23 protein-coding genes and 1 pseudogene are annotated in these 23,065 nt (G+C 45.0%); 13 read left to right on the top strand and 11 right to left on the bottom strand.

What is annotated here, in order from left to right; translation table 11 throughout:
• Positions 1 to 96 precede the first annotated feature (96 nt).
• Complete coding sequence (locus BLV33_RS10005) at positions 97 to 1,761, top strand: transposase (RefSeq protein WP_090790595.1); 1,665 nt, start codon at positions 97 to 99, stop codon at positions 1,759 to 1,761.
• A gap of 262 nt (positions 1,762 to 2,023) precedes the next feature.
• Here the strand turns inward: BLV33_RS10005 and BLV33_RS10000 are convergent, their stop codons facing one another.
• From BLV33_RS10000 to BLV33_RS09980, 5 genes are all read right to left on the bottom strand, one after another.
• Entirely contained in the window at positions 2,024 to 2,692 is a 669-nt protein-coding gene (locus BLV33_RS10000; protein ID WP_090790593.1) for a PspA/IM30 family protein, read from the bottom strand.
• Entirely contained in the window at positions 2,670 to 3,083 is a 414-nt protein-coding gene (locus BLV33_RS09995) for a hypothetical protein (RefSeq protein ID WP_090790591.1), read from the bottom strand. The genes BLV33_RS10000 and BLV33_RS09995 overlap by 23 nt, the downstream gene beginning before the upstream one ends.
• 207 nt (positions 3,084 to 3,290) lie before the next feature.
• Positions 3,291 to 4,193: a S1C family serine protease gene (locus BLV33_RS09990; RefSeq protein WP_090790589.1), complete on the bottom strand. Its 903-nt coding sequence runs from the start codon at positions 4,191 to 4,193 to the stop codon at positions 3,291 to 3,293.
• A 183-nt stretch (positions 4,194 to 4,376) separates the two neighbouring features.
• Complete coding sequence (locus BLV33_RS09985) at positions 4,377 to 5,855, bottom strand: sensor histidine kinase (protein WP_090790587.1); 1,479 nt, start codon at positions 5,853 to 5,855, stop codon at positions 4,377 to 4,379.
• On the bottom strand, positions 5,852 to 6,535 hold the full coding sequence (locus tag BLV33_RS09980; protein ID WP_090790585.1) for a response regulator transcription factor: 684 nt from the start codon (positions 6,533 to 6,535) through the stop codon (positions 5,852 to 5,854). Before BLV33_RS09980 ends, BLV33_RS09985 begins: the two co-directional genes overlap by 4 nt.
• A gap of 278 nt (positions 6,536 to 6,813) precedes the next feature.
• Here BLV33_RS09980 and BLV33_RS09975 point away from each other — a divergent pair, with 278 nt between their 5' ends.
• The 3 genes from BLV33_RS09975 to BLV33_RS09965 all read left to right on the top strand — a co-directional run bounded on the left by BLV33_RS09975 (position 6,814) and on the right by BLV33_RS09965 (position 9,427).
• Complete coding sequence (locus BLV33_RS09975) at positions 6,814 to 7,305, top strand: PepSY domain-containing protein (protein ID WP_171909089.1); 492 nt, start codon at positions 6,814 to 6,816, stop codon at positions 7,303 to 7,305.
• A gap of 171 nt (positions 7,306 to 7,476) precedes the next feature.
• Positions 7,477 to 8,163: a response regulator transcription factor gene (locus BLV33_RS09970; protein ID WP_090790582.1), complete on the top strand. Its 687-nt coding sequence runs from the start codon at positions 7,477 to 7,479 to the stop codon at positions 8,161 to 8,163.
• Positions 8,156 to 9,427, top strand: coding sequence for a sensor histidine kinase (locus tag BLV33_RS09965; protein ID WP_090790580.1), 1,272 nt, complete (start codon positions 8,156 to 8,158; stop codon positions 9,425 to 9,427). Before BLV33_RS09970 ends, BLV33_RS09965 begins: the two co-directional genes overlap by 8 nt.
• Before the next feature lie 61 nt (positions 9,428 to 9,488).
• Here BLV33_RS09965 and BLV33_RS09960 read toward each other — a convergent pair whose 3' ends face one another.
• Positions 9,489 to 10,388, bottom strand: a complete 900-nt coding sequence (locus BLV33_RS09960; protein WP_090790578.1) for an SDR family oxidoreductase — start codon at positions 10,386 to 10,388, stop codon at positions 9,489 to 9,491.
• Positions 10,389 to 10,547: 159 nt separating this feature from the next.
• Here BLV33_RS09960 and BLV33_RS09955 point away from each other — a divergent pair, with 159 nt between their 5' ends.
• Positions 10,548 to 12,116 carry a multicopper oxidase family protein gene (locus tag BLV33_RS09955; protein ID WP_090790576.1) on the top strand — a complete coding sequence of 523 codons (1,569 nt, stop codon included), beginning with the start codon at positions 10,548 to 10,550 and terminating at the stop codon, positions 12,114 to 12,116.
• 367 nt (positions 12,117 to 12,483) lie between these two features.
• On the opposite strand, the pseudogene BLV33_RS29930 reads toward BLV33_RS09955, so the two are convergent.
• Together BLV33_RS29930 and BLV33_RS09945 are read right to left on the bottom strand one after the other, a co-directional pair.
• Positions 12,484 to 13,077 (bottom strand): annotated as a pseudogene (locus tag BLV33_RS29930) (MFS transporter); the annotation flags it as partial.
• A gap of 288 nt (positions 13,078 to 13,365) precedes the next feature.
• Positions 13,366 to 13,740, bottom strand: coding sequence for a winged helix-turn-helix transcriptional regulator (locus tag BLV33_RS09945; protein ID WP_090790575.1), 375 nt, complete (start codon positions 13,738 to 13,740; stop codon positions 13,366 to 13,368).
• A gap of 243 nt (positions 13,741 to 13,983) precedes the next feature.
• On the opposite strand from BLV33_RS09945, the gene BLV33_RS09940 reads away from it, so the two are divergent.
• From BLV33_RS09940 to BLV33_RS09925, 4 genes are all read left to right on the top strand, one after another.
• A complete protein-coding gene (locus BLV33_RS09940) occupies positions 13,984 to 14,439 on the top strand; it encodes a DUF2269 family protein (RefSeq protein WP_090790573.1) in 456 nt (151 codons plus the stop codon).
• A 66-nt stretch (positions 14,440 to 14,505) separates the two neighbouring features.
• Positions 14,506 to 15,450 carry a helix-turn-helix transcriptional regulator gene (locus BLV33_RS09935; RefSeq protein ID WP_090790571.1) on the top strand — a complete coding sequence of 315 codons (945 nt, stop codon included), beginning with the start codon at positions 14,506 to 14,508 and terminating at the stop codon, positions 15,448 to 15,450.
• A 66-nt stretch (positions 15,451 to 15,516) separates the two neighbouring features.
• The gene (locus BLV33_RS09930) at positions 15,517 to 16,056 is read left to right on the top strand and encodes a DinB family protein (RefSeq protein WP_090790569.1); all 540 of its coding nucleotides are present in this window, start codon (positions 15,517 to 15,519) and stop codon (positions 16,054 to 16,056) included.
• A 28-nt stretch (positions 16,057 to 16,084) separates the two neighbouring features.
• Positions 16,085 to 16,534, top strand: a complete 450-nt coding sequence (locus tag BLV33_RS09925; RefSeq protein ID WP_090790567.1) for an EVE domain-containing protein — start codon at positions 16,085 to 16,087, stop codon at positions 16,532 to 16,534.
• 9 nt (positions 16,535 to 16,543) lie between these two features.
• Here BLV33_RS09925 and BLV33_RS09920 read toward each other — a convergent pair whose 3' ends face one another.
• The 3 genes from BLV33_RS09920 to BLV33_RS09910 are packed head-to-tail and all read right to left on the bottom strand — an operon-like array spanning position 16,544 to position 18,684.
• On the bottom strand, positions 16,544 to 17,362 hold the full coding sequence (locus BLV33_RS09920; protein WP_090790564.1) for an RnfABCDGE type electron transport complex subunit D: 819 nt from the start codon (positions 17,360 to 17,362) through the stop codon (positions 16,544 to 16,546).
• Positions 17,363 to 18,250 carry an FAD:protein FMN transferase gene (locus BLV33_RS09915; RefSeq protein ID WP_090790562.1) on the bottom strand — a complete coding sequence of 296 codons (888 nt, stop codon included), beginning with the start codon at positions 18,248 to 18,250 and terminating at the stop codon, positions 17,363 to 17,365.
• An 8-nt stretch (positions 18,251 to 18,258) separates the two neighbouring features.
• Positions 18,259 to 18,684 carry an FMN-binding protein gene (locus tag BLV33_RS09910; protein WP_090790560.1) on the bottom strand — a complete coding sequence of 142 codons (426 nt, stop codon included), beginning with the start codon at positions 18,682 to 18,684 and terminating at the stop codon, positions 18,259 to 18,261.
• A 133-nt stretch (positions 18,685 to 18,817) separates the two neighbouring features.
• Between BLV33_RS09910 and BLV33_RS09905 the strand changes: the two genes are divergently transcribed.
• From BLV33_RS09905 to BLV33_RS09890, 4 genes are all read left to right on the top strand, one after another.
• Complete coding sequence (locus BLV33_RS09905) at positions 18,818 to 19,504, top strand: response regulator transcription factor (RefSeq protein WP_090790559.1); 687 nt, start codon at positions 18,818 to 18,820, stop codon at positions 19,502 to 19,504.
• The gene (locus BLV33_RS09900; protein ID WP_090790557.1) at positions 19,494 to 20,753 is read left to right on the top strand and encodes a sensor histidine kinase; all 1,260 of its coding nucleotides are present in this window, start codon (positions 19,494 to 19,496) and stop codon (positions 20,751 to 20,753) included. Before BLV33_RS09905 ends, BLV33_RS09900 begins: the two co-directional genes overlap by 11 nt.
• A gap of 231 nt (positions 20,754 to 20,984) precedes the next feature.
• Complete coding sequence (locus BLV33_RS09895; RefSeq protein ID WP_253187020.1) at positions 20,985 to 21,767, top strand: SDR family NAD(P)-dependent oxidoreductase; 783 nt, start codon at positions 20,985 to 20,987, stop codon at positions 21,765 to 21,767.
• 14 nt (positions 21,768 to 21,781) lie between these two features.
• Complete coding sequence (locus BLV33_RS09890; protein WP_090790554.1) at positions 21,782 to 22,984, top strand: enolase C-terminal domain-like protein; 1,203 nt, start codon at positions 21,782 to 21,784, stop codon at positions 22,982 to 22,984.
• Positions 22,985 to 23,065 lie beyond the last annotated feature (81 nt).

Genomic DNA, 23,065 nt, shown 5'->3' with positions numbered 1-23,065 from the left:
TAAAAAACCAATATAATCGATCTATTTCTTTTATTTTCTAATTGATGCTCCATTATTCATGATATAATAGAATCATGGATATTGGAGGTGCAAAGCATGGTACATGTGAAGTATAAACAGTTTGATCAACTCTCATTTGCTGATATTGAAGTCTATTCCGTTTTACCGGAGCATCCCATTTGGAGCCGTGCCGAGGAACTTCTAGACTTCAGTTTTGCGGATCAGATCTGTGCACCGTTGTATGCTTCACGTGGAGCTAGACCTTATGCACCTTCCCTCAAACTCAAACTTCATATCGTACAGAGATACTATAATTTGTCTGATCGCCAACTCGAGGAACGGGTTATTGGCGATCTGTTCATTAAACGATTCCTAGGTCTGCCAGTCCGTTTTATTGGCTTTGACCATAGTACCATCGGGCTCGATAGGGAACGGATGGGCTCGGATCTCTTTGATGCATGCCATCACCATATCCTGGCTCAAGCTAAGAAAAAAGACTTATGGAGCGACAACAAAGACATTTGGCTGGTCGATTCGTTCCACACAGATGGGCATGTTGTGAGATTGTCCGCGTACCGACTCATTAAACAAGCCATCCTTCGGTTACTCAATCACTTAAAGCGCGCGCATCCCTTTCTCTTTCGGCAGCTTCAAGCCGACTCCGATTTGCAGGCCTTGTCTGCCAAACTTCCGTCAAATCCTTCACCCAATGATTTAGAGATCGGATTCAGCAGACTTGTGGTTCAAGCCTACAACTTACTTTATTGGTTCGAAAGTGAAACGGTTCGTCCGCTCTTCTGGTCGTGGTCCGATCGCGAGCGCCAATTGACTTCACTTGATCTTCAGGCGCTTCTGTATCGTATTTTGACGGAAAACGTTTGTCCTCAAGACCCAAACGATCCGCAAACTCCTTACAAAAAACGGGATCGCAAAGAACGTCCTCAAGATCGCATTATTAGCGCGGTGGATCCGGAAGTACGGACGGGAGCAAAATCCAATACCCTTAAATTCTTAGGCGATAAAGTCCAAGTCGTCACTTCCGCTAGTACCGGCCTCGTGTTGAACGCAGAGCCTATTGCAGGAAACGAGGCAGATGGTGAACGTCTGCAGGAGCTTGTGAACAGGGTTCGTCAGCGCCAGCAGGTAACTCCAGAAGCCGTTGTAGCCGATTCTGCTTATGGATACGGGCGTAACCGGCGGGCGTTTGCAACTGATAAGATGCTACTTGTAGCCCCACTCAAAAACGTCGCGAAAAACCAAACCGGTTTGTTTACAAATGACCAGTTCCACTACGATTTCCAAACAAAATCCGTAACCTGTCCTGTAGGGCAAGTGACGCAGCGTGCAGCCCGCATCGACCAAGGTGAAGGATGGCAATTCAAATTTGCCAAAGCGACCTGCGCAGACTGCCCTCTGCGAGCGAAATGCACAACCAGCGTTCGTAGTGGCCGAACCACTTTTATTACTGACTACTATGAAGAATTCCAGCAAGCCAAAGCATTCAACGAGACAGAACAAGGCAAACAGTTACTTGCCGCAAGATCTGCGGTGGAACGCAAAAACCATGAGATGAAAAACCACAACGGACTCGGCCATACTCGTTTTCGGACACGGGAGAAGCGGCGAGTGGATGTAAAAATCGTTAGCATCGTCGTTAACATAAAGCAAATAGTGAAACAATATGGATCCCTTAACTTGGGATTCGTTCGTAAGAAAATTCCATCCCCCCAAGGCCCACGTTTGAGGATTTCACAAAGTTGACGGAAGTTGAAAGTAATAATGGATTCTAGTACCAGACAATTCATGCTCAATGTGACCCGAAAACCCTTGAAAGTTGCAAAAAATGGATGAGCGACATCAAAACGGGCTCTTTAATCGACAGTCTCATTATGCGTCTTAAAACTAAAGCAATCCAATCTTCGCCTGGACGCCACCGCCAATTACACCTTTATTCTATTATAAACAAAAGAGGCTGTCCCACAGCCATTTTCATGGTTTGGGACAGCCATTTGGTATAAAAGAATCATGCTTGGTTTCTTTCAGATTTTAGCTTTTCTAGTTCTCTTTTTGCACTTTCGCTGATCCGTTCCTGAGCTTTGACCATTGAAGCTTCGTGCAAAATCCGGTTTGCCTGCCGGCCAACTTGTGCTCCTGTATCCATGTGCCAGATCTTTTCCTCCATCCTTGCAAAACCTCTTTCAATGGGGTTTATATGAAATGGATGAAGAGCTGTATTTATATGTTGAATGGCTTTAGCCGCATTTGCTCTGGATAGTAAATACTGCTTTCTATGTTCAAGATCATTGTAGAGTTCAGCTAAACGTTTTAAATCTTCTGTTAATTGTTCCGTTTGCTGTTTTACCGCCTGTTGTTGCTCTCGATAAATAAGAAGCCTGTCTTCGTGGTTGATCTTTTCCTGAAGCGCCAAGAGTGCGATAGCTTCCTCACCATGGTCTACAGCAAGATTAGCCTGACGGGTTCTTTTTGCGACAGCCTCCTCCTCATGAGAAATGAGCGATTCGTATCTTTTTTCAATGATCAGTTGATTGGACAATGCTTGCTGGGCTTTACCAAACTGTTCTTCCAAATCACGTAAATATTGTTTGACCATACTGACTGGATCCTCAAAGGTATCCAAAAAATTGTGAACGTCCGCTACGGCTATATGTTTAATTCTTTTTAAAATTCCCATTTTCTTTATCCTCCGTTTTTATGTTTTTCTCCCACTCATCTAAATAATCCGCCTTGCTGCTGAACGAGGCAGTCTTTGGAATTTCTCCGATGTAGGAGCTTTTGTCAATAAAATCGGTTTGATGCCTTTTAAATCTGCGGTAAATCAACCAGACGACTATGAACAAAATGGCCAACATGAACATAATAGGCAGAAGCTCAAAGCTGTGATGATAATTGGAATGGCCATGAACTTCCATCATTCTGCCGTGGAAGGAGCCCATGCGCTCGTCCCCGTTAATAAATGTGTTTCTTTCATTTTCATGTGAACCGATAAACTTTAACATTAGGGAGCCGAGAATCCCCATTCCGAGCAAAGTAAGGAAGACATTCCATATTCTGCGCTTTTCCATATCTCTCTATCACTCCTTTAGACTTGTCCAATTAAACAGGCTGGCATCCAACCGGAAGTGTTCATTAGATACTAATCATACGCTCACCCCCCTTCCATCGAAAGTGCCTTACAAATTAAAGTATAAGAGCTTTCTCTTAAAAGCACCTGAGCATAAGATGAATGGGCGGTAAATGCTGGCTGAAAGAAAACTTAAATTGGTCATCCATTAAGCGATTGTTTGGTTATTTTTCAATTTATCCAAAACTGAATTAATGGTTGTGGTGGGAACGGCGAAGCCCATGCCTTGTGCATTTGCATTTATGGCTGTGTTGATGCCAATCACCTCACCATTTAAGTTTAACAGGGGACCTCCGGAATTACCGGGATTGATTGCGGTATCCGTCTGGATCAAATGTTGATAATTTTTAACACCTTGCTTGTCATCAATACTAATCGTACGCTCTTTGGCGCTCAGGACCCCGGCCGTTACCGAATAGTCGAAGTCATAAGGATTTCCAATGGCAACGACCCAATCTCCGACCTGAGCATTGTCTGAATTACCGATTGGCAGGGCCGGGAATGGTTTGTCATTCACAATTTTAAGCACTGCCAAGTCAAGACTATAGCTGCTGCCAAGCAATGTAGCCTTAAATGGTTGGTCATAGCCTTGTACATAAACGTCGATCTCATCGGCTCCATTAATGACGTGCTCATTAGTCAGAATATATCCTGAGGCGTCGAATATAAATCCGGATCCAATCCCGCTAGTCTGCAGACTGCTGCTTTGTCTATTTGTTGTTTTCGCTTTTGTCTCAATCTTGACTACGGCCGGGCTGGCCTGTTTGGCAATTTGGGTTATGCTGTTTGTCCCCGAATTGTTAAGCGAGGCAGTCTGTACGCTTCCATTTGCAGCGGATGTGACATTGGAAGCGTTGGATGAAAGCAGACCGCTGGTTCCACCGCTAAATAAATTGAGTTTATCGGAAGTAAACATCAAGCTTCCAACGATCACAGCTCCAGCCATGAAGGATGTAAAGATTTTACTAATTGATGTTCTTTGGGGATTCTGTGAAATTTCTATGACCTGACTCGCATCATGATTGACTATTTCTTTGAATTCTTCTGTCATAAGGAATTGCCACCTTTCTTTCTAATTTTGTTATTAAGGACTTTGTGCTTCTATGTAAAAGTATAAGTTTCATAACTGAAATACACCTTAGGTTTAGCTGATAGGCACATTAAAGTTAACTGAACAATTGCTGAAAGCAAAAAAAACCGATCCAGCCTTTGGCTGCATCGGTTAATGATGAATTTAAACGGCTGGCAGCAGCACCTGGAACGTACAGCCTTCGCCTGGTTTGCTTTGGACGCTGATGCTGCCGTCATGAGCTTCTACAAGAGATTGGGTAATGGCAAGCCCCAAACCTGCACCGCCATGTTTACGCGTTCTCGAGGACTCGCTCCGATAAAAGCGCTCAAATACATGAGGAAGGTGCTCTTCTGGAATGCCTGGTCCGTTATCCTTTACTTGAAGTACCGCTCGCTTTCGGTCTTGGGTCAAAATCACCTTGATCAAACTATTTTCCGGATCCGTATGCTGCACAGCATTCTGAAACAGATTCAGAATGATTTGTTTGATTTTGTCCGGGTCGTATAATCCCTTAACATCAGCGGTAAGATCGAAATCCACTTTTCGAGTTCCGGCCAGCATGCGAAGTTGGGGTTCCATCTCCAGGATCAGCATATCCAGTCGGGTTTCTTTCAGATTCAACTGGGGAGCCCGGTCAAGCTTGGCCAGCATCAGCAGGTCTTCAACCAATTTCTTGATACGGGTGGATTCGCCCAGCATGCTGTTTAAGGAAGCGTGGAGCTGTTGAGGCTTTTCGGCAGCTCCGCGCAGCAGAACCTCCAGGAAGCCGTGAATTGAGGTTAGAGGTGTTCGCAGCTCATGGGAAGCATCGGCTATGAACCGCCGCATTTGTTCCTTCGCCTCACGTTCGGCTTCGAAAGAAATGTGGATCCGCTCAAGCATGCCGTTAAACGAGTTGGCCAGTCGGTCAATCTCGAGCTGCCCTTGTACATCTGGAAATTGTTCATCCAAATTGCCTACATTCGTTCGCTCGACGGCCTTGACCATCTTATCGAGCGGATTTAGCGTCCGGCGAAGAACAGGTATATATAGCGCTATACCCCCCGACAATGCAAGAATAAACAGAACGCCATAAATCAGTAATTGCCGCATCATAACATCTTGTAATGGAACCGTGGATCTGCCCATCTGAATGATTCCGCCTTTGCCTGGTGCGTCAGCATGCCGAAATACGATTAATTGCTCAGTCCCTGTCTTGTCGCGAACCAGTCGATAGCCGACCATCTGGCGGTTTTCTATTAGTTTTTGAATAGAAGCATACTCTTCCTTTGTCAGCTCCGGAGACGTCATTCCATTTCCCTGCGACAGATCGTTGAAGCTTCCGTCCGGACTAATGTAGCCAAGCGATGTATCAGGAAAGAATACAAGCGGTCCCTTAAGATGACCGGTATTTGCGTTATTATCAATCTGCGGTGCAGGCGTTAGGCCGGATCGATCCAATAGTTCCCTAGGCAGCCTCCCCACTTGCAATTGCATCCCTTCAGCTTGATTTTTATATAAAAAATCTTTCATTAAGACATATTGAAGCGCGCCAACAAGCAATAGAAGAGCTGCCAATATGAACAACGAGCGGGATAGGAGCTGGAAACGGAGCGAGCGTGGCGCGATAAAGTGAATCCAATGGCCTGCACGATTTTTCATGAGAAATCAACCCTGTATCCTGCGCCTCGAACCGTTCGAATCAAGCGGTGTTCCTTGTCCTCTAATTTTTCCCTCAAGGATCGGATGTATACTTCCACAATATTTTCTTCCCCGCCAAAATCATAACCCCATACCTTTTCCAGGATCCTTGACTTGCTCATGACAATACCGTGATTGATCACCAGGAATTTGAGCAGTTCGTATTCGGTTGGAGACAGCTCCAACACCTGATCCAAATAATTAATCTCTTTTCTGAGGTCATCAATTCGAAAAGGTCCCATAGCTTCACCGGTTAAACTCGGAAACTGATTGCGCAGCCTAGCCCCAATCCGTGCCAGCAGTTCTTCAAAGCTGAATGGTTTTACCAAGTAATCATCAGCACCCAAGGTCAAACCTTTCACGCGATCCTCGACATCATCTCTTGCCGTGAGCATGATGATAGATAACTGCAATGGATCTTTTTTCAGCATCCGACAAACTTCAAACCCGCTCATTCCCGGCATCATGACATCCAATACGACAATATGCGGCTGGAACTCATTCGCAAGATTTATGGCTCTCATTCCATCTGGAGCTGTTTTCACATCAAAGCCTTCATTAACCAGCCCCAGCTCCAAAAATTGCAGGATATGCGGCTCGTCATCGACCAGCATGATTTTGATACCTTTTCCAGCTTTCATTTGAGTGCCCCCTAATCGAAACTTCCAGATGATATCCATTATAATCCGAGTAGCTGAATAATTACTGAAAACAAACTGAGGATCGACTGAATTATTAAGAGAGTTGGTGAAGCGAGAAGAAGCATTTTGCCAATTCACATAGCTGACAATATTTGTCCCACATTTTTCATGCTAATTTCATAGTGTATCTGTAGAATATGAATTACTTGAAGATTGTATCCGAGGGCCCACGGAAAAAATCGACAGGTAAAATCCATAAGTATCAGGAGGAAATAACAATGAAAAAATCAATTAAACTTTTAGGTGCAACTGCTATATTTGCTGCGATCATTCCGATCAGCGCATATGCGGCATCAATAACTCCAGCAGCTCCAACGGCTTCAGTTACTGCACCAGCTGCGGTTCAAGATCAAGATACAACTAATTTTGAGGACACAACTACACCTGATGCTACAGAAGCGCCTGAAGTTAAAGGGGCTCCTGAAGTTAAAGGAGCTGCCGAGGCTAAAGGAGCTCCGGAAGCCGTAGATCCTAATGAGCAAGCCAAATTGCAGCAAGCGGCAACATTGACACAACAGCAGGCTACCGACATCGCATTGAAACAAGTTAGCGGCACTGTGAAATCAGTGGAATTGGAAGACAACAACGGCACTGTTGTGTATGGAGTTCAAATCGTAGATGCGAACGGTAAAGGTTCAGACGTAAAAGTCGACGCTAAAACCGGAGCTGTATTGCAGGCTGATAATAATGATGGCGGCAGTGAAAATTAATTAACTGACAATTTAAACATTCGGCCCGCTTTTACATGGAGCCCCCTTTGACAAGGGGGCTATTTTTATGAAGTTAAATGCGGTTTAAATCTTTCTTATTTTCTTTTCATCTTGTATTGCTATAATAAAAAATCTTCTATCCAAACCTTATGTATATCGGAGGATTACTTGATGAAAATTTTACTCGTTGAAGATGATGAGAGACTTGGACCTCTTATTGAATATATGCTTAGACAACAATTTCACACGACAGACTGGGTAACCGACGTTGAAACGGCTGAGTCTTATATCTCTCATGGCCAATATGATATTTATGTACTGGACTGGATGCTGCCGGATCGAACCGGCTTGGAGCTGTGCGAACTTCTTCGCAAGCAAAATGATAACACTCCCATTTTGATGCTTACGGCCAAAGATGCCGTTACGGATCGTGTGAACGGCCTGAAGCATGGCGCAGATGATTATTTGATCAAACCGTTTGCTTTTGAAGAATTGACTGCCCGCATCGAGGCTTTAAACAGACGCAAAGATACGAATTGGAATGACGATACGCTGCAATTCGGTGAATTGACCCTCATCATGAATACCCATAAAGTAACCAGGGGAGATGATGCGATACAATTGACCCGGAGAGAATTTCAGCTTCTCGAATATTTGTTGAATCGTCCCGGACAAATTTTTTCCAGAGAACAGATTATGAATGGCGTATGGGGAACCGCAGATGTAACGCCAAACACAGTGGATGCGACCATCAAATTGCTGCGTAAAAAGGTCGATGCCCCTTATCCAGAAAAATATATTCACAGTTATCGAGGTATCGGGTACAGCATCGGCATGAAGGAGATGCCCAATGTTTGAGAAAACAAGGTTGAAGCTTATTGTCATGTACAGCAGCTTGATCGTGTGCATTCTTTTAATTATGCTTTTATTATTTTATTTCCTTCTGTCCAGCACCATTGCGAAATCTGAGGAAAAGCAGCTCAACCTTACCTCACAACGTATTCTGAATGAATGGAAGAGCAAAATGCCCTCCAACGGGACGGATGAAAAAACAGTTAACGCGACTTATATTAACTATAATTTCATGCCGCTCAATCAATTTTTCGTATTGACCTCAGATAATGGGGATGTAATGTTTCATTCTTTGCGGGACGAGACCTTATTAGCTTTTTTTAAATCGACATTCAAGGAACAGCAAATTGCAAGTAACTCTCCACAGTATACAACATTCACATTACAAGGGGGCAGAGCGTTTAAATTATTTAGCATTGAAAGTCCCAATAACACCGTACTTTATATGGGTATGGAAGTAACGGAAAACGTAACTTTACTGAGCCAGATGAAATGGCTGCTCACCTTGTTTGCCGTTTTACTGCTTATTGTATCTATCGGTGTGGGATATTGGTTTTCCAAGAGGGCAATGATTCCCATTCAAAGGGCCTATCAACGACAGCAGGATTTTGTCTCGGATGCCTCCCATGAATTGCGCACTCCGCTGAGTATCATGCAAGCGTCTATTGAGATTATAGAAGAAGAGCAAAACCATCTTTCCCCTTTTCATCAAAAAGTATTGGCCGACATGAAGGAGGAATTAACACGAACGACCCAAATGCTCACAGGATTGTTAACCTTGGCCAGAAGCGATTCGGGGCGGCTCGAGATCATGCAGGAGTACTTTGATTTAAGGGAATTGGTGGCTTCTTCAGTAGAGAAATTCAAACTCTTGTCAGCCAAAATTGAAATCCCTATATCTTATACATCATCGACTGATGAACTTTTATATTATGGGGACAAAGAACGGATTAAACAGCTGCTTTATATTTTAATCGATAACGCTATCAAATATAATAAATCCACGGGTGAGATCAAAGTCAGTCTACTAAAAAATGAAAAAAACGCTGTCCTGCAGATTTTCGATACAGGCATCGGGATACCGCAGGAAAAAATCCCGTATATTTTTGAAAGGTTTTACCGCGTCAATTCTGGAAGGTCCCGTGCTCAGGGAGGTGTGGGTCTTGGACTATCTATAGCGGGATGGATTGTGAAGGCCCATGGAGGACAGATTAAAGTGAACAGTGTCTTAGGTGAAGGTACCATAGTTCAAATTATGCTGCCTATCTAAGTGCATGATTTGAACCATAGTTCAAATTATGCTTCCAATCTAATTGCATGATCGGCCATTATCAGGTTTCGGTCATAATGCCGCCGTTTACGTGCAGCACCTGTCCTGTAACATAAGAAGAATCATCCGATGCCAGGTAGATGTATGTCGGAGCAAGCTCGAACGGCTGACCTGCACGCCGCATCGGCGACTCTAAACCGAATGTTTTAACGTATTCGGCGGTATAGCTGGAAACGATGAGCGGGGTCCAGATCGGACCCGGAGCAACAGCATTCACCCGGATCCCTTGTTTCACCAGCTGAAGCGACAGTGAACGGGTAAATGATACGATTGCACCTTTGGTGGATGAGTAATCTATAAGTAGTGGTGCCCCCGCGTATGCCGTAACAGATGCCGTGCTGATGATCGAGCTTCCTGGCTGCAAATGGGGGAGCGCGGCTTTGGTCATAAAGAAAAGCGGGAAAATATTCGTGCGGAAAGTATCCAAGAGCTGCTGGGTACTGATATTCAAGATGCTCTCTTGGGGAAATTGAACACCTTGATTCAACACCAGAACATCGATTTTTCCGAAGCATTCCAACGTTTTTTGCACGACTTCATAGGAGAATGCCTCGTCTCTTAAGTCCCCGGAAATCGGAAGGCAGCGGCGGCCATAGCGCGATACCATTTCCGCTGTCGCATTGGCGTCTTCATGCTCGTAAAGGTAGGGGATGACTACATCCGCTCCCTCTTTGGCAAAGCCGATCGCCACGGCTCTCCCGATTCCGCTGTCTCCCCCATTAATGATGGCGACCTTGCCCTCTAATTTCCCGCTTCCAACATATTGCGGATTGTCTGATATAGGCGCTGGAACCATTAAGTACTCCAGACCCGGTTGTTTTTCCTGATGCTGCGGCGGAAAGGTAACGGGTTTATTTTCGCATTTTGTTTCATAGCCGTAATAAGGATATTTCGGGTACATACTCATCCTCCGTTCGTTTCACAACAGTAGGTTATTCACCCAGATGATGAATGGTTCTGACTAAGTGATGGTTTGGAAAAATCCACAATTAAACATAATGGGACAATTATCGATCATATGCTTTCTTAGGGTACTAACCGTGAGGAGGTCCTGACTCAGATGCCAGCAAAAGTAAGATTGCAAAAATTCGTTGATAAACTGCCGATTCCCAAAACAATTTCGCCGATCAAGCGTGACAGGCAAGGCTCGTATTATGAAGTGACCATGAGGGAATTTACTGGGCAGCTGCATCGTGATCTCGGACCAACCCGCTTATGGGGTTACAACGGAATGTACCCCGGCCCTACTTTCGATGTGATGAAGGATGAAACGGCATATGTCAAATGGATGAATGATCTGCCCGCCAAGCATTTTCTCCCCATCGATACGACCATTCATGGTGCGGAAAAAAATCTTCCGGAGGTTAGGACTGTAGTTCATTTGCACGGAGGTAAACAGCCACCCCAAAGTGATGGTTACCCTGAAGCTTGGTTTACGAGAAATTTCGAACAAACAGGGCCTTTATTTGAAAATGAAGTATATGAGTACCCGAACCTTGAAGCCGCTCCTTTATGGTATCATGATCACACTATGGGAATAACGAGATTGAACATGTATGCGGGACTGGCAGGATTTTTTATCATTCGTGACAAGCAAGAACAGTCCCTGAATTTGCCGATGGGAAACTATGAAATCCCGCTTTTAGTTCAGGATCGCTCGTTTAACCCGGACGGATCTCTCTATTACCCTAGTACGCCGGATAGAAAAAACACTCGTCTTCCTTACCCCTCGATTGTCACACCTTTTGACGCAGACACGATTTTGGTCAACGGGAAAGTATGGCCATATATGGAAGTGGAACCTAGGAAATACAGGTTTCGCATTTTAAACGCCTCCAATAGTCGAGCCATTACATTCAAACTGGACTCCGGACAGCCGTTTTATCAAATTGGAACCGATCGCGGATTACTGGAAAAACCAGTTAAAATGAATGAGATCCTCCTGTTAACCACCGAACGTGCAGATGTGATCGTCGATTTTTCCGGATCATTCGGCAAGTCGATTGTTCTTAAAAATACCTTCAAGGGCGCTTCTCCGGAAACCACAAATGTGATGCAATTCAGAGTAACCGTACCTTTAAAGGGCAAAGATACCAGTTCCCTACCCGAACATTTAAGGAAAATTGATTTTCTTTCAAGAGATATGGCAAGAAGGACAAGAGATCTCACGCTCGTCAGGGTGGAGGATGAGTATGGAAGATCGTTAAATTTACTGGACAGTAAAATGTGGATTGATCGTATATCCGAGAATATGGAGTTAGGAGCGGTTGAGATATGGCGGTTAATCAATCTGTCAACGGATGACCACCCTATTCATCTACATATCGTTGACATGCAAATTCTTGAACGTCAGCCTTTTGACGTTGCTCATTTCACAGCCACAGGTCAACTTAAATTTACAGGACAGGCAACTCCTCCTGATCCTAATGAAAGAGGATTTAAAGATACGATTCGTGCTCCCGCTAGTAATGTTACCTCTTTTATCGCGAAATTCGAGCCTTTTACCGGCCGTTTTGTTTGGCATTGTCACATGCTCGAGCATGAAGATTACGAGATGATGCGGCCTTTTGAAATTTTGAAGAAAAAGAGGACTCTGATCGATAGACTGATGAAAAGGTTCCGCGGCTAATGATTGTATTCTCGTTTACGCTGTAACGGTCTGCATCCTTCTGCTCATCTGGAAAGATACAATTGCTGCAATGAAAGCTAGAAAATGTGCTGCGCTCGCGACCCATGGATTGAACAAGACAGTCGCGTTCAATGTAACTGTCATGCCGCCCAAGCCAGCGCCAACCGCTAGACCCACCTGAGTGACTGAAGTGTTCAGGCTGATGATGAGATTGGCTGAGTGTGGAGCCTTCTCGATGAAGTAGGTCTGAGTAGACGGACCCATAATGAACATGGACATAACCCATAAGGAATAAGAGTGCAATGTCCAGAAAAGAAGTTAAATAGGTGAACATGACGGAGTTGCCGGCTTCTCTGAACAGGACAAGCAGCAAAGCGGACAGAATGACCGGATTCGCAAGCACGATGAATTGTCGACTGAACGGAACGGGAGTGTCTCCTTCGATCTCCGGCAGCATAAGTGCCATGTCGATCAGGATGATGAGGCTGCCGGCAGCCAGGAAGAGGAAGATCATCTGCCAGCCGAACATATGGGTCAGCGCAATTCCGATAGGTACCCCAAGAATCAGGGCGCTGCTGAAGCCGAGAATGATCGTGCCGATGGCGCTGCCGATTTTCTCAAGAGGGACCATCTTGGCAGCGGCGCTGAAAGCGGCTTCCAGCAAAACGCCGGAGCTTAAACCCAGTATCATTCAGGATGCAATCAGCAGGGTGAAGCTGGAGCTGAAGAAAGAGATGAGATTGCCGATGATGAAGCCAAGCATGGCGAGGAGCAGCAGCTTCTTTCGACCCATTCGCGCCGTCGACGATACGACTATCGGAGTTCCAATCGCGAATGCGAGCGAATAGACGGTTATGAGCTGCCCGGCTAGAGCAACGGAGACATGAATCTGTTCGGCCAACACATTCAGTATGCCGGCCACAACCAATTCGGATGTAGCGGTGAAGAAGACGGCTATCATTAGAATATAGATCGCTATACGATTCATACGAAACAAATCCTTTCTTACTTGTATTCCACCCTCATAGCTTGATGTCCGTGAAGCCTTTGGGATTTTTCAGGCACTTAGCCGCGTCCTGCAGGTGCTAATTGGATTATATTTGAGTTCCTTTCATAAAGTAAGAACGCAAAATATATGGATATAATCAATTCATTTGGATTAACTAACTTTAAGTAAGTAATATTTCATGACAAAAAAACCACTAAGTGATGATTCTCTTAGCGGTTGAAAAGCTGCTGCATTTTAGGATTATGATGATTTGCCGACAGATTCGACGGCCAGCCTAGGATTGCCCCACTTTTGCACCCATTTATCCATTTCCATTAAAGCCGCTTGAAAATCACTGCCCTTCTCCGTCAGTGAGTATTCAACCGTTACGGGGACAGTTGGAAAAACCTTGCGGAGCACGAGACCATTCTTCTCCAGGTGGCGGAGTGTATCTGTGAGGGACTGGGTCTTGACGATGGATATATTCCGCTGAAGCCGATTGAAACGCTGTGGTCCCTTAAGCAGTTCTTCAAGAACGAGGAAAGCCCACTTGGCACCTAGAATTTGCAGCACTTCGCAGATGCTGGAGTCGGCTGTTTCTTCACAGCTGCTGTTCTTGCTGGATTGCTCGGCCATCGAAATACACCTCCTTACAAAAGTTAGTTAGACAATTATGGTGTTTAATATCCAATTTTCAATGTATGCCTCCATTATGACTCTGCAATTTTGTTCATGTCAATCAGGGAATGTTGTGTAGCCCGGCAATACCGACATGATCGAAACAATTCCGTGAAATTTTAAAATGGAAATTATTTTCTATTGCATCGTTCATTTGTAGTATATACTTTACAAGTAATTATTTCCAAGGAGGTTTTTGGTATGTCTATTTTCTTAGGTATTTTGGTGGTCTTGCATGTGTTAGCTGCAATTGTTGGTATCGGTCCGGCATTTATATTGCCTGTACTCGGAAAATCTGCCAAGACAGGAAGTCAACTGCGGTTTGTTTTCGGTTTAATTAAAAAGGTCAATAATTTCCCTAAAATCGGCGGCATTACTTTACTTATAACAGGCATTTTATTGATGATTGTAAGCAAAACAGGATTTTCATTGATGTGGCTTAATCTCTCTTTACTTCTCTTTGTTATCATTGAAGTCATTATTATTGGTTTTGTAGAACCTCAAATGAAGAAGGTTACACAACTAGTCATGTCAAATGAAGGTGATCAGATCCCTTCTGGTTTTGCGGATTCCATGAAAAGAATAACCCCACTAGAAGGGACCGTTCATGTACTTACATTTCTAATTATCATACTTATGGTCTTGAAACCGTTCTAAGTTAGCCTATCGATTTTTTTAATGGTACATTAAGATAAAATCTAATCAGAAAGGTATGCAGCAGGAATGAACAAAACAGACCGTTTGTTAGCCATCGTGCTTGAACTGCAGCGCAAAGGGGTTTTAAGAGCTGAGGATCTGGCGGCTAAATTTGAAACGAGTACGAGGACTATTTATCGGGATATTCAAGCTCTTAGCGAGGCGGGAGTTCCGATTGCAGGTGCTCCGGGATTAGGATATTCCTTGATGGAGGGGTACTTCTTGCCGCCGGTTAGCTTCACTGTGGAGGAAGCTGTGGCGTTATTGATTGGCACGGACTTTGTAGAACAAAAATTTGATAGGGAATATGGCGCAAAGGCGCAAAGCTCAAAAAGAAAAATCGAAGCCATCTTACCAGAGAGTGTTCGCAGAGAGACATCTCGTGTGCGCTCGACCATCAGACTGATCGATGCTGATGGACAAATTGGTGGACTAGAGAAAGAAAACATAGAAACCTTGCGTCAAGCCACATTGGAGGAGCGGAAGGTAAGGTTTCATTACTCGAAAAACAGGCCTGAAGCCAATGGGAATCGTCATAGCGTTCGTACTGCTGCCCCTTATGGACTTGTACTTGTTCATGGTTCATGGATATTGATTGCGCATTGTGAATTGCGGCAGGAACTTCGCCATTTCCGATTGTCTCGAATGAGTGACCTGACGGTACAGGAAGACCGATTCATGTTTCCGCCTGATTTTAATTTGCAGGATCACAGGCCTGCTGAAGACCGACATGTACTTGTGCGTATTCAAGCAGACCCGGATATTGCGTATAAAGTTAAGGAATCGAACAGTTTTTACATGGAAGCTTTCGAGGATCATGAGGATGGCTTGTATATGACATTTCGAGTCCGTCAGCCTGAGGAATTACTGCGCTGGGTGCTCGGCTGGGGAGCGGATGTTGTGGTGTTAGAGCCGGAATCGCTGCGAAATCGGGTTCGTGAAGAAGCCGAAAAAATGTTTAAACGCTACTGACATACTGTTGTCAGTAGCGTTTTTGTATAGTAAGACCAGATGATGAAAAGGAGCTGGTTAAAGCCTATGAATACAACCGAAGCATTGCAGCGATTTGAAGAAGTCAAGAATCATTATATTGAAGAATTAAATGGTTTTAGTATGGAGCAGTTGAAGCGTCAGCCGAGTGAAAACGAATGGTCGATTGGACAAATGTATCTGCATTTGATTAACGCTACTCTTTACATGCATCTTCGTAACATTGATCTTTGTATGACACGAAGTAAGGATTCCATTGTTTCCCAAGGTGAAAAAACAGAGGCGGGACAAGCCATATTTGATCAAGGAAGCTTTCCGTCTGTGCGTGTTCATGTCCCGCCTTCACCGCAATACACACCTGGGCAGCCTGAAAGTAAAGATCAGCTGGTCCAAGGACTGAACGTTGTAATGCAAAAAATGAAAGAGATCGAACCAACCATTGAGAATGCACCTTTGCAAAATACAGTCTCTCATCCTCGATTAGGTGCGTTAAATGCTAAAGAATGGTTTATGCTCATTGAGATGCACTACCGTCACCATTTGTTACAGAAGGAACGTTTGAAAAAGGAATTAGAAATTAAGGTATAAATACTGGAATACGTATAGGAGTGGAATCATGCAGATTGAATGGATACCCGAGCACAGGCGCTACTGGGTCGGCGTTGTTTCCGCGTCCCATGTAAAGATGGGCGTACAAGGAGGGTTTGCTCAACTCTGTCATGGCAAGTCTGCACCTTTGAAGAGGATGCATTCTGGAGACTGGCTGATCTACTATTCTCCTCGTACTGATTTATCGAAAGGGGAGCCGTTGCAAGCCTTTACCGCAATCGGTCAGGTTGCTGATGACAGGACTTATGAATATCGGATGTCCGATTCCTTTGTGCCATTCCGTCGGAATGTTCGGTATTCACCATGTAAAGAAGTGAAGATTGCCCAACTATTGGAACAGCTTAGTTTCACGCGCGGGAATCGAAATTGGGGGTATACTTTCCGCACGGGCCATTTTGAGATCAGATCCGAAGACTTTCTAATAATCGCCGAAGCCATGCTAATTGATGTTCGGTGAAAGGCCAGACTAAGTAACGGTCTGGTTTTTAGGCCGAACATCCCTCGTTACATTTAAAGATGAACGTGTTTTAAGAAAGTGATAAAGGTTCCCAATCAGCAGTCCGATAAACATGTACATCAATCCTCCGAATAAACCATATATAATGGTTCCCGCTACCGCGGCGAGGACGCCGAAAATGATTTGATCCTTAACTTTGGCTGGCGAAGTAGGTGGATCCGTCAGCATAAAAAAGCCAAAGAACAGGGTAGCGTTTATAAATGGCGGTCGGAGTGCGTCAGAGACACCTCCTGCATTAAAATAGCTCATTAAATATAATAAAACGAACGACACTCCAAGAAATGAAAAAACCTGGGGATATTTATTTATCCGGTTAGTTACCAGGTATCCCCCAATCAAAAGAAACACAATGGTCCAGGCAGGAAGATCTCCGAATGAACCCCACCAGCTTTGTCCAGTGTGAAAAATCCGAATGGACAGAAGCAATCCAAAAACCGCTGGATTGAAGATCGGTTTTTTCTTATAGACGAAAAGATGCTTGGATAAAATGGAGATAACTGCAGTTGCCGCAACTACAGACCAGTCGGTTGTTGTGCTCAGGATCAAGGAAATGATTAAACCTGTTATAATAGCACCATCCGGCATGATTCTTTTTCTTTTTTCAATAAGGCCAATGAGAATATCCAAGACCAAAGAAAAACTGACGGCAACGCCAGCGTTTATTATGCCTTTCATGTCTTGTGACCCGATGGAGGCCATAAGAAGGTAAGCAACCATGGCAATTACGACATAGCCCTTCGGTGATTTGATCCATTGGTTTACTGTCATTTATATCCCTCCTATTCTAACGATTTGTAAATCGGATGTGATCAATATTCCTCTTAGTTCTGATTGCTCAATCAACGTTTTTCCGCTTTCTGCACCCAGTAAAAACGATGCAGTCGAAAAAGCGTCCGCCATCATGGCGAAAGGGGCGATGACGCTGCAGCTGATCCACTCAGCGGGCGATTGTCTTGTTTTGGGGTGGATCAAGTGATGTGCTCCGGGTACTTTTGCGCTCTTACGCTCGTAGCTTCCAGAGGTGCAAATAGCCTCATTGGAAAGTTCAATGGTGTCAATGATTTCCTCACTTCGCCCGGGATGCTGAATGCCTATTTCCCAGGGATTCCCCTGTTCATCCACCCCTCCTGCAAACAGATCACCGCCGGCATTGACCACAAACCCTGCAAATTCTTTCAGCTCATTTGCCGCTAAATCGATGGCAAATCCTTTGGCCACGGCTCCTAGATCAATTACCAACGGCTTACGCAAATATAAGGTGTGATCTTGTTCATTTAATACAATATCCCGATACGTAACGGAATCTGCAGCGGGACTTTCGATCAATTGCCGAGTTAAATAATGGCGATTGAATCCATGCTCTTCCATCACTTTTCCCACGGTAGGGTCAAATACACCATCCGTCCATTCAGCCATTTCCCAAGCAAACCTCAGGGGTTCAAATAAAAACGGGCTGATTGGAACCGGGATTTCAATACGATGACACGCTTCCATCAATTCGCTGTCAGGACTAAAACGGCTGCAGGCTTGCTCTACTTTTCGAAATGCCTCAAAAGCCTGATTCATTTTTGCTTCCGCTTCTTCATTTGATTTCCGTTTTCCGGTTACTACCTGAATATCTACAACCGTATCCATATATAATTTCGTCTTTCTCATATTCTCCATTATTTTGCCTGGGAGAGTGCATCTTGTACGGCATTTTGAAAAGCTTGGGTACTGTACGTTGCGCCAGAAACATTCGTCACTTTCGCGCTTTGTTTTTGTACTACTTCTTCAGGCATCCCGACTATGTCACTATCTGAATAATGCATGGCAAAATTGGTGACTTGAACATCCGTTATTTTATCGTTCTTAACAGTTACAGCCACTTGAATCGATCCGCGCCGATTGCTTCCCATACCCGTGTAGGTACCGTCTTTATATAGGCTATATGTTTTTTTTGATTGAACGCTATTAGTTTGGCCTTGAGCAATGCTTTGTGGTGATTGCGGAATGGATGCATGGGTTTCTGTAGACAAATATCCGGCAGTATAAACCGCTGCAATGGCCGTTGAACACAGGACCACCCACTTTTTGTTCATTTTAGCCATGTAAATCCCCTCCAATCTGACTATTCTCTATCTCTTTCAATAACTCCAGTATAATGGAGCAACCTTTAAATTTTCTTAAAATCAGGCTTTCTGTTAAAATTGATTTAAAATTCCGGCGATTGGTGGTAGCGGCATGCGCGTGCTTATCATAGAAGATGATACTTCTTTACTCAAGGTGATCCGCGAGATTTTCGAAAGCGAGTCCTTCCTGACGGATGTGGCCGAGACAGGCGACGAAGGATATTATTTGGCTGAGCAGGGGATTCACGATTTGATTGTTCTCGATGTCATGCTGCCCGGGATGAGCGGGATAGAAATCGTAAAAAAACTAAAGTCCCAGTTCAAGTCGGTTCCCATTATTCTATTAACGGCTAGAGACAGCGTGGAAGATCGCGTAGCTGGTTTGGACGCGGGAGCGGACGATTACGTAACAAAACCTTTCGCAGTATCGGAATTATTGGCAAGATCAAGAGCCGTACTAAGGAGGCGAGGCACCATCGGTCAGGAAGGTGATCTGATCTGTGGTCCGATCCGGCTTGCTCCTGCGGAAAGGGAAGCTTATAGCGGAGAGACACCGCTCAATTTGACGGCAACCGAATATGAATTACTGGAATTTTTTTTATGCAATAAAAATCGGATTTTAACCCGCGAACAGATCTTTGACCGAGTTTGGGGTTTTGAATCCGGGTCTGCCACGACGGCAGTCGACGTATATATCCATCATTTGCGCAAAAAGCTCGCTGCCAATGGTGCCGGCACCTTTCTTCGGACAGTGCGAGGGATCGGTTATTTATTGAAAGGAGAGTCAGATGTTCAATAAAATTCGCAGACGGCTTGTCATTCTTAATGCCGTTGTTTTTTTTCTGGTTCTCACTCTACTGAGCTCTTTGTTGTTAGTTCATATGCAATTTCGATTATTCCATGACGCAGACGAAATTTTGAGAAAGGCAGAAAGCCGGATTCAATCCTTTCACAATCTATCGGAATTGCTGCGATCCGATCATCCGGATCCCCAGCAGGATGAGAGGACAACGTATCTATTCTGGAATAGCCAGGGCCAGCTGATCGCGCAGCTGCCCAAACAATCCTTCAACCCGGATATAGTGAATCAATTTAAGGACCCTCAGGATGCAATGTCGCTTCGGACAGTAATTGCTAATAATCATAATTATCGGGTGCTGCAATCTCCGTATAACAATCAGAACTCGGGTATGATTACCTCCGTCGGGATTGTGAGGAGCATGGAAGATGTATACGGCACGCTCCATTCCTTAATGTGGGATATCGCCGCAGGGATTGTCGCCGGCGTAGTCATTTCCATCTTCGCGGGATTATTTCTGGCTGGACGTGCGCTTGTACCCATACGAAATTCCTGGGAAAAGCAGCAGCGTTTTGTCGCGGACGCTTCTCATGAACTGCGGACGCCAACGGCGGTTATCCACGCGCAAACAGAGATGCTTTTCCGGTATCCCGCACATTCCATCGAACAGGAGAGTCCCAATATTGCTGTTATCTTAAAAGAGAGTAAGCGGATGAGTAAGCTGTTGGACGATCTGTTGACGCTGGCTCGAACCGATTCCAATCAGTTGGAGATCCAATCATCCGCCATTGCGCTGGATTCCTTATTGCGAGATATTACGAAGCAATTCCAGTTATTAGCGAGTACTAAGGAGATCGACATCATAACGGAGCTTCAGGAACCTCTGTCCCTATGGGGAGATGAGGGCAGAATAAGACAGCTTCTTATTATCCTGCTGGATAATGCATTGAAGTATACATCACCAGAAGGACAAATTGAGATTGTTGGTCGATATCAATCCCATTTCGTTTATATCAGTGTGTCAGACAACGGCTGCGGAATTGCAGAGAATGAACTGCCCCATGTTTTTGAACGATTTTATCGCGGTGACAAAGTCAGATCCCGTTCCGAAGGGGGGACAGGGCTTGGCTTGTCCATAGCTCAATGGATTGTAGAAGCACACGGCGGCACCATCCGAATAGATTCTAAGCTAAATATGGGAACCAAAGTAGAGCTGCTCTTTCCTAGAAAAAAGCAAATAAATGGATGAATAGGTCATCGATTAATGGAGATGTTGATACTTTCAGTTCCCATGTGATCAATCCGGAAAAAGTTGATGAGAATTGTCATAATGTTCGTAATAATTGACATTGTAGTTGCGACTGACCACCAATATAATAAAGGTTAATGAATGGAACCCTGAGCTTTCGCGAGGGGTTCATTTATGCGTTATCGGACCGTAGGTTAGAATACATTTTATGGATTTGGAGGAGAAATGAGCATGAGATCAAAAGCGGCGATTGTCACAGGAGCAAGCTACGGGATTGGAAAAGGGATCGCCTATTCATTAGCCAGCCGGGGATATGATCTGTTGATTACTCATTTGAATGAAGAGGAGCAAGCCAGTCAAGTTTCAGATTCGATCCAAAACCAATTTAAACAAAGGTGTGTCGTCGTGAAGGGAGATCTATCCGATTCGCAGACTCCTGCTCTCTTTTGGAAGAAGGCTGTAGAGGAGTTTGGCCAGATTGATGTCTTGGTAAACAATGCGGCGACCCATTCCTACAAGAAGCTAACCGAGATGAGACTGGAGGACACTATGCGTATAATCCAGGTTAATTATCTGGGTGCTATACTAATGTCTCAGCAGGCTGCTGCTCATATGTCGACGGGTGGGAGTATCGTGCATATTACATCAACTCGCGCTGCTCGGGCCTATCCTTTTGACAGTATATATGGGAGTATGAAGGCGGCCCTGACGCGGGCTGCGGAAACTATGGCGCTGGAGTTTGCCTCATTAGGCATTCGGGTTAATTGTGTGGCCCCAGGAGCCATTGCCAGAGAAGCCAATACGGAGAGAGGCAATAAATTAGGGATGAAAATTCCGTTAGGCCGAATGGGAACCCCAACTGATATAGGCAATGCCGTAGCATGGCTATGTTCCGAAGAAGCTGCTTACATCACTGGTATAACATTACGGGTGGACGGCGGCCTTATTTTGCCGGGAATGCCCGAAGACATAAGTCCGGAAGCCGGATACGGCTGGGGATACATTCATCAATAAGGGAGACGATAAACATGAAACAATTACAAATTCGCGACGTAAAAACGATTTTGACTGCTCCGGAGAGGTCCAATCTGGTCGTGGTTAAAATCGAAACCAACGAGCCAGGGCTTTTTGGTTTGGGTTGCGCTACGTTTACACAACGGCATGCAGTGGTACATACAGCTATTGAGGAATATTTGAAGCCGTTTCTGATCGGCAAGGATCCGCAGCGTATCGAGGATATCTGGCAGACAGGGATGGTTCATTCTTATTGGCGGAATGGGCCAGTGCTCAATAATGCCCTTTCCGGTGTTGATATGGCGCTTTGGGATATAAAGGGCAAGCTGGCGGGCATGCCCCTTTATCAGCTATGGGGAGGCAAATGCCGAGAAGGCGCTGCCGTATACCGGCATGCGGACGGAAGAGACGAGCACGAAGTGGAAGAGAATGTCCGAGCCTACATGGAACAAGGTTACAAGTACATTCGTTGTCAAATGGGCGGATACGGCGGGCGGCACGCCAAGGTTCAATCCCCGGAGAACGCCTTGCCCGGGGCCTACTTCGACCCGGACGTTTATGCAAGAAGCGTGCCGCGGATGCTTGAGCATCTGAGGAACAAAGTCGGCTTTGAACCGGAGTTTATACATGACGTCCATGAACGATTGTCGCCGATTGAAGCAGTTCGACTTGCCAAGCAGCTCGAGCCATACCGGTTGTTTTTCCTCGAGGACCCGCTTGCCCCTGAGCAGCTGGATTGGTTTCGAATGATTCGCAGCCAATGTGCCACGCCGATCGGCATTGGGGAATTGTTCGTCAATCCGCGGGAGTGGATGCCCCTTATTTCCGAAGGCTTAATTGACTTTATCCGCTGCCATATCAGTGCAATCGGCGGCATTACGCCCGCGAAGAAGCTGGCTCATCTTTGCGAAGCATACAGCATACGTACGGCGTGGCATGGTCCGGGAGATGTTTCCCCTGTGGGTCATGCGGCAAATTTACATTTGAGCATCGGCATGAGTAACTTTGGTATCCAGGAATGGTACGGACCGACAGATCGACTGCGGGAAGTATTTCCCGGTACTCCGGAAGTAAGAAATGGCTTTATGTACCCTAATGATCTTCCCGGACTAGGTGTAGACATTAACGAAGAGCTGGCTGCCAAATACCCATGCAAAAACGAGAACCCTGCATGGACTTTAGCCCGTCTGCCAGATGGTACTTCTGCAAGGCCCTAAGCAACTTTGCACTTGACTACAGCTTACTTATTGTGTGAATATTAATTAAAATTGTAATGAATAGAAAGAGCTTTGATCTAG

The organism is Paenibacillus sp. GP183, assembly GCF_900104695.1.
Classification (GTDB): domain Bacteria; phylum Bacillota; class Bacilli; order Paenibacillales; family NBRC-103111; genus Paenibacillus_AI.
This window is presented reverse-complemented; position numbering and strand designations above follow the sequence as displayed.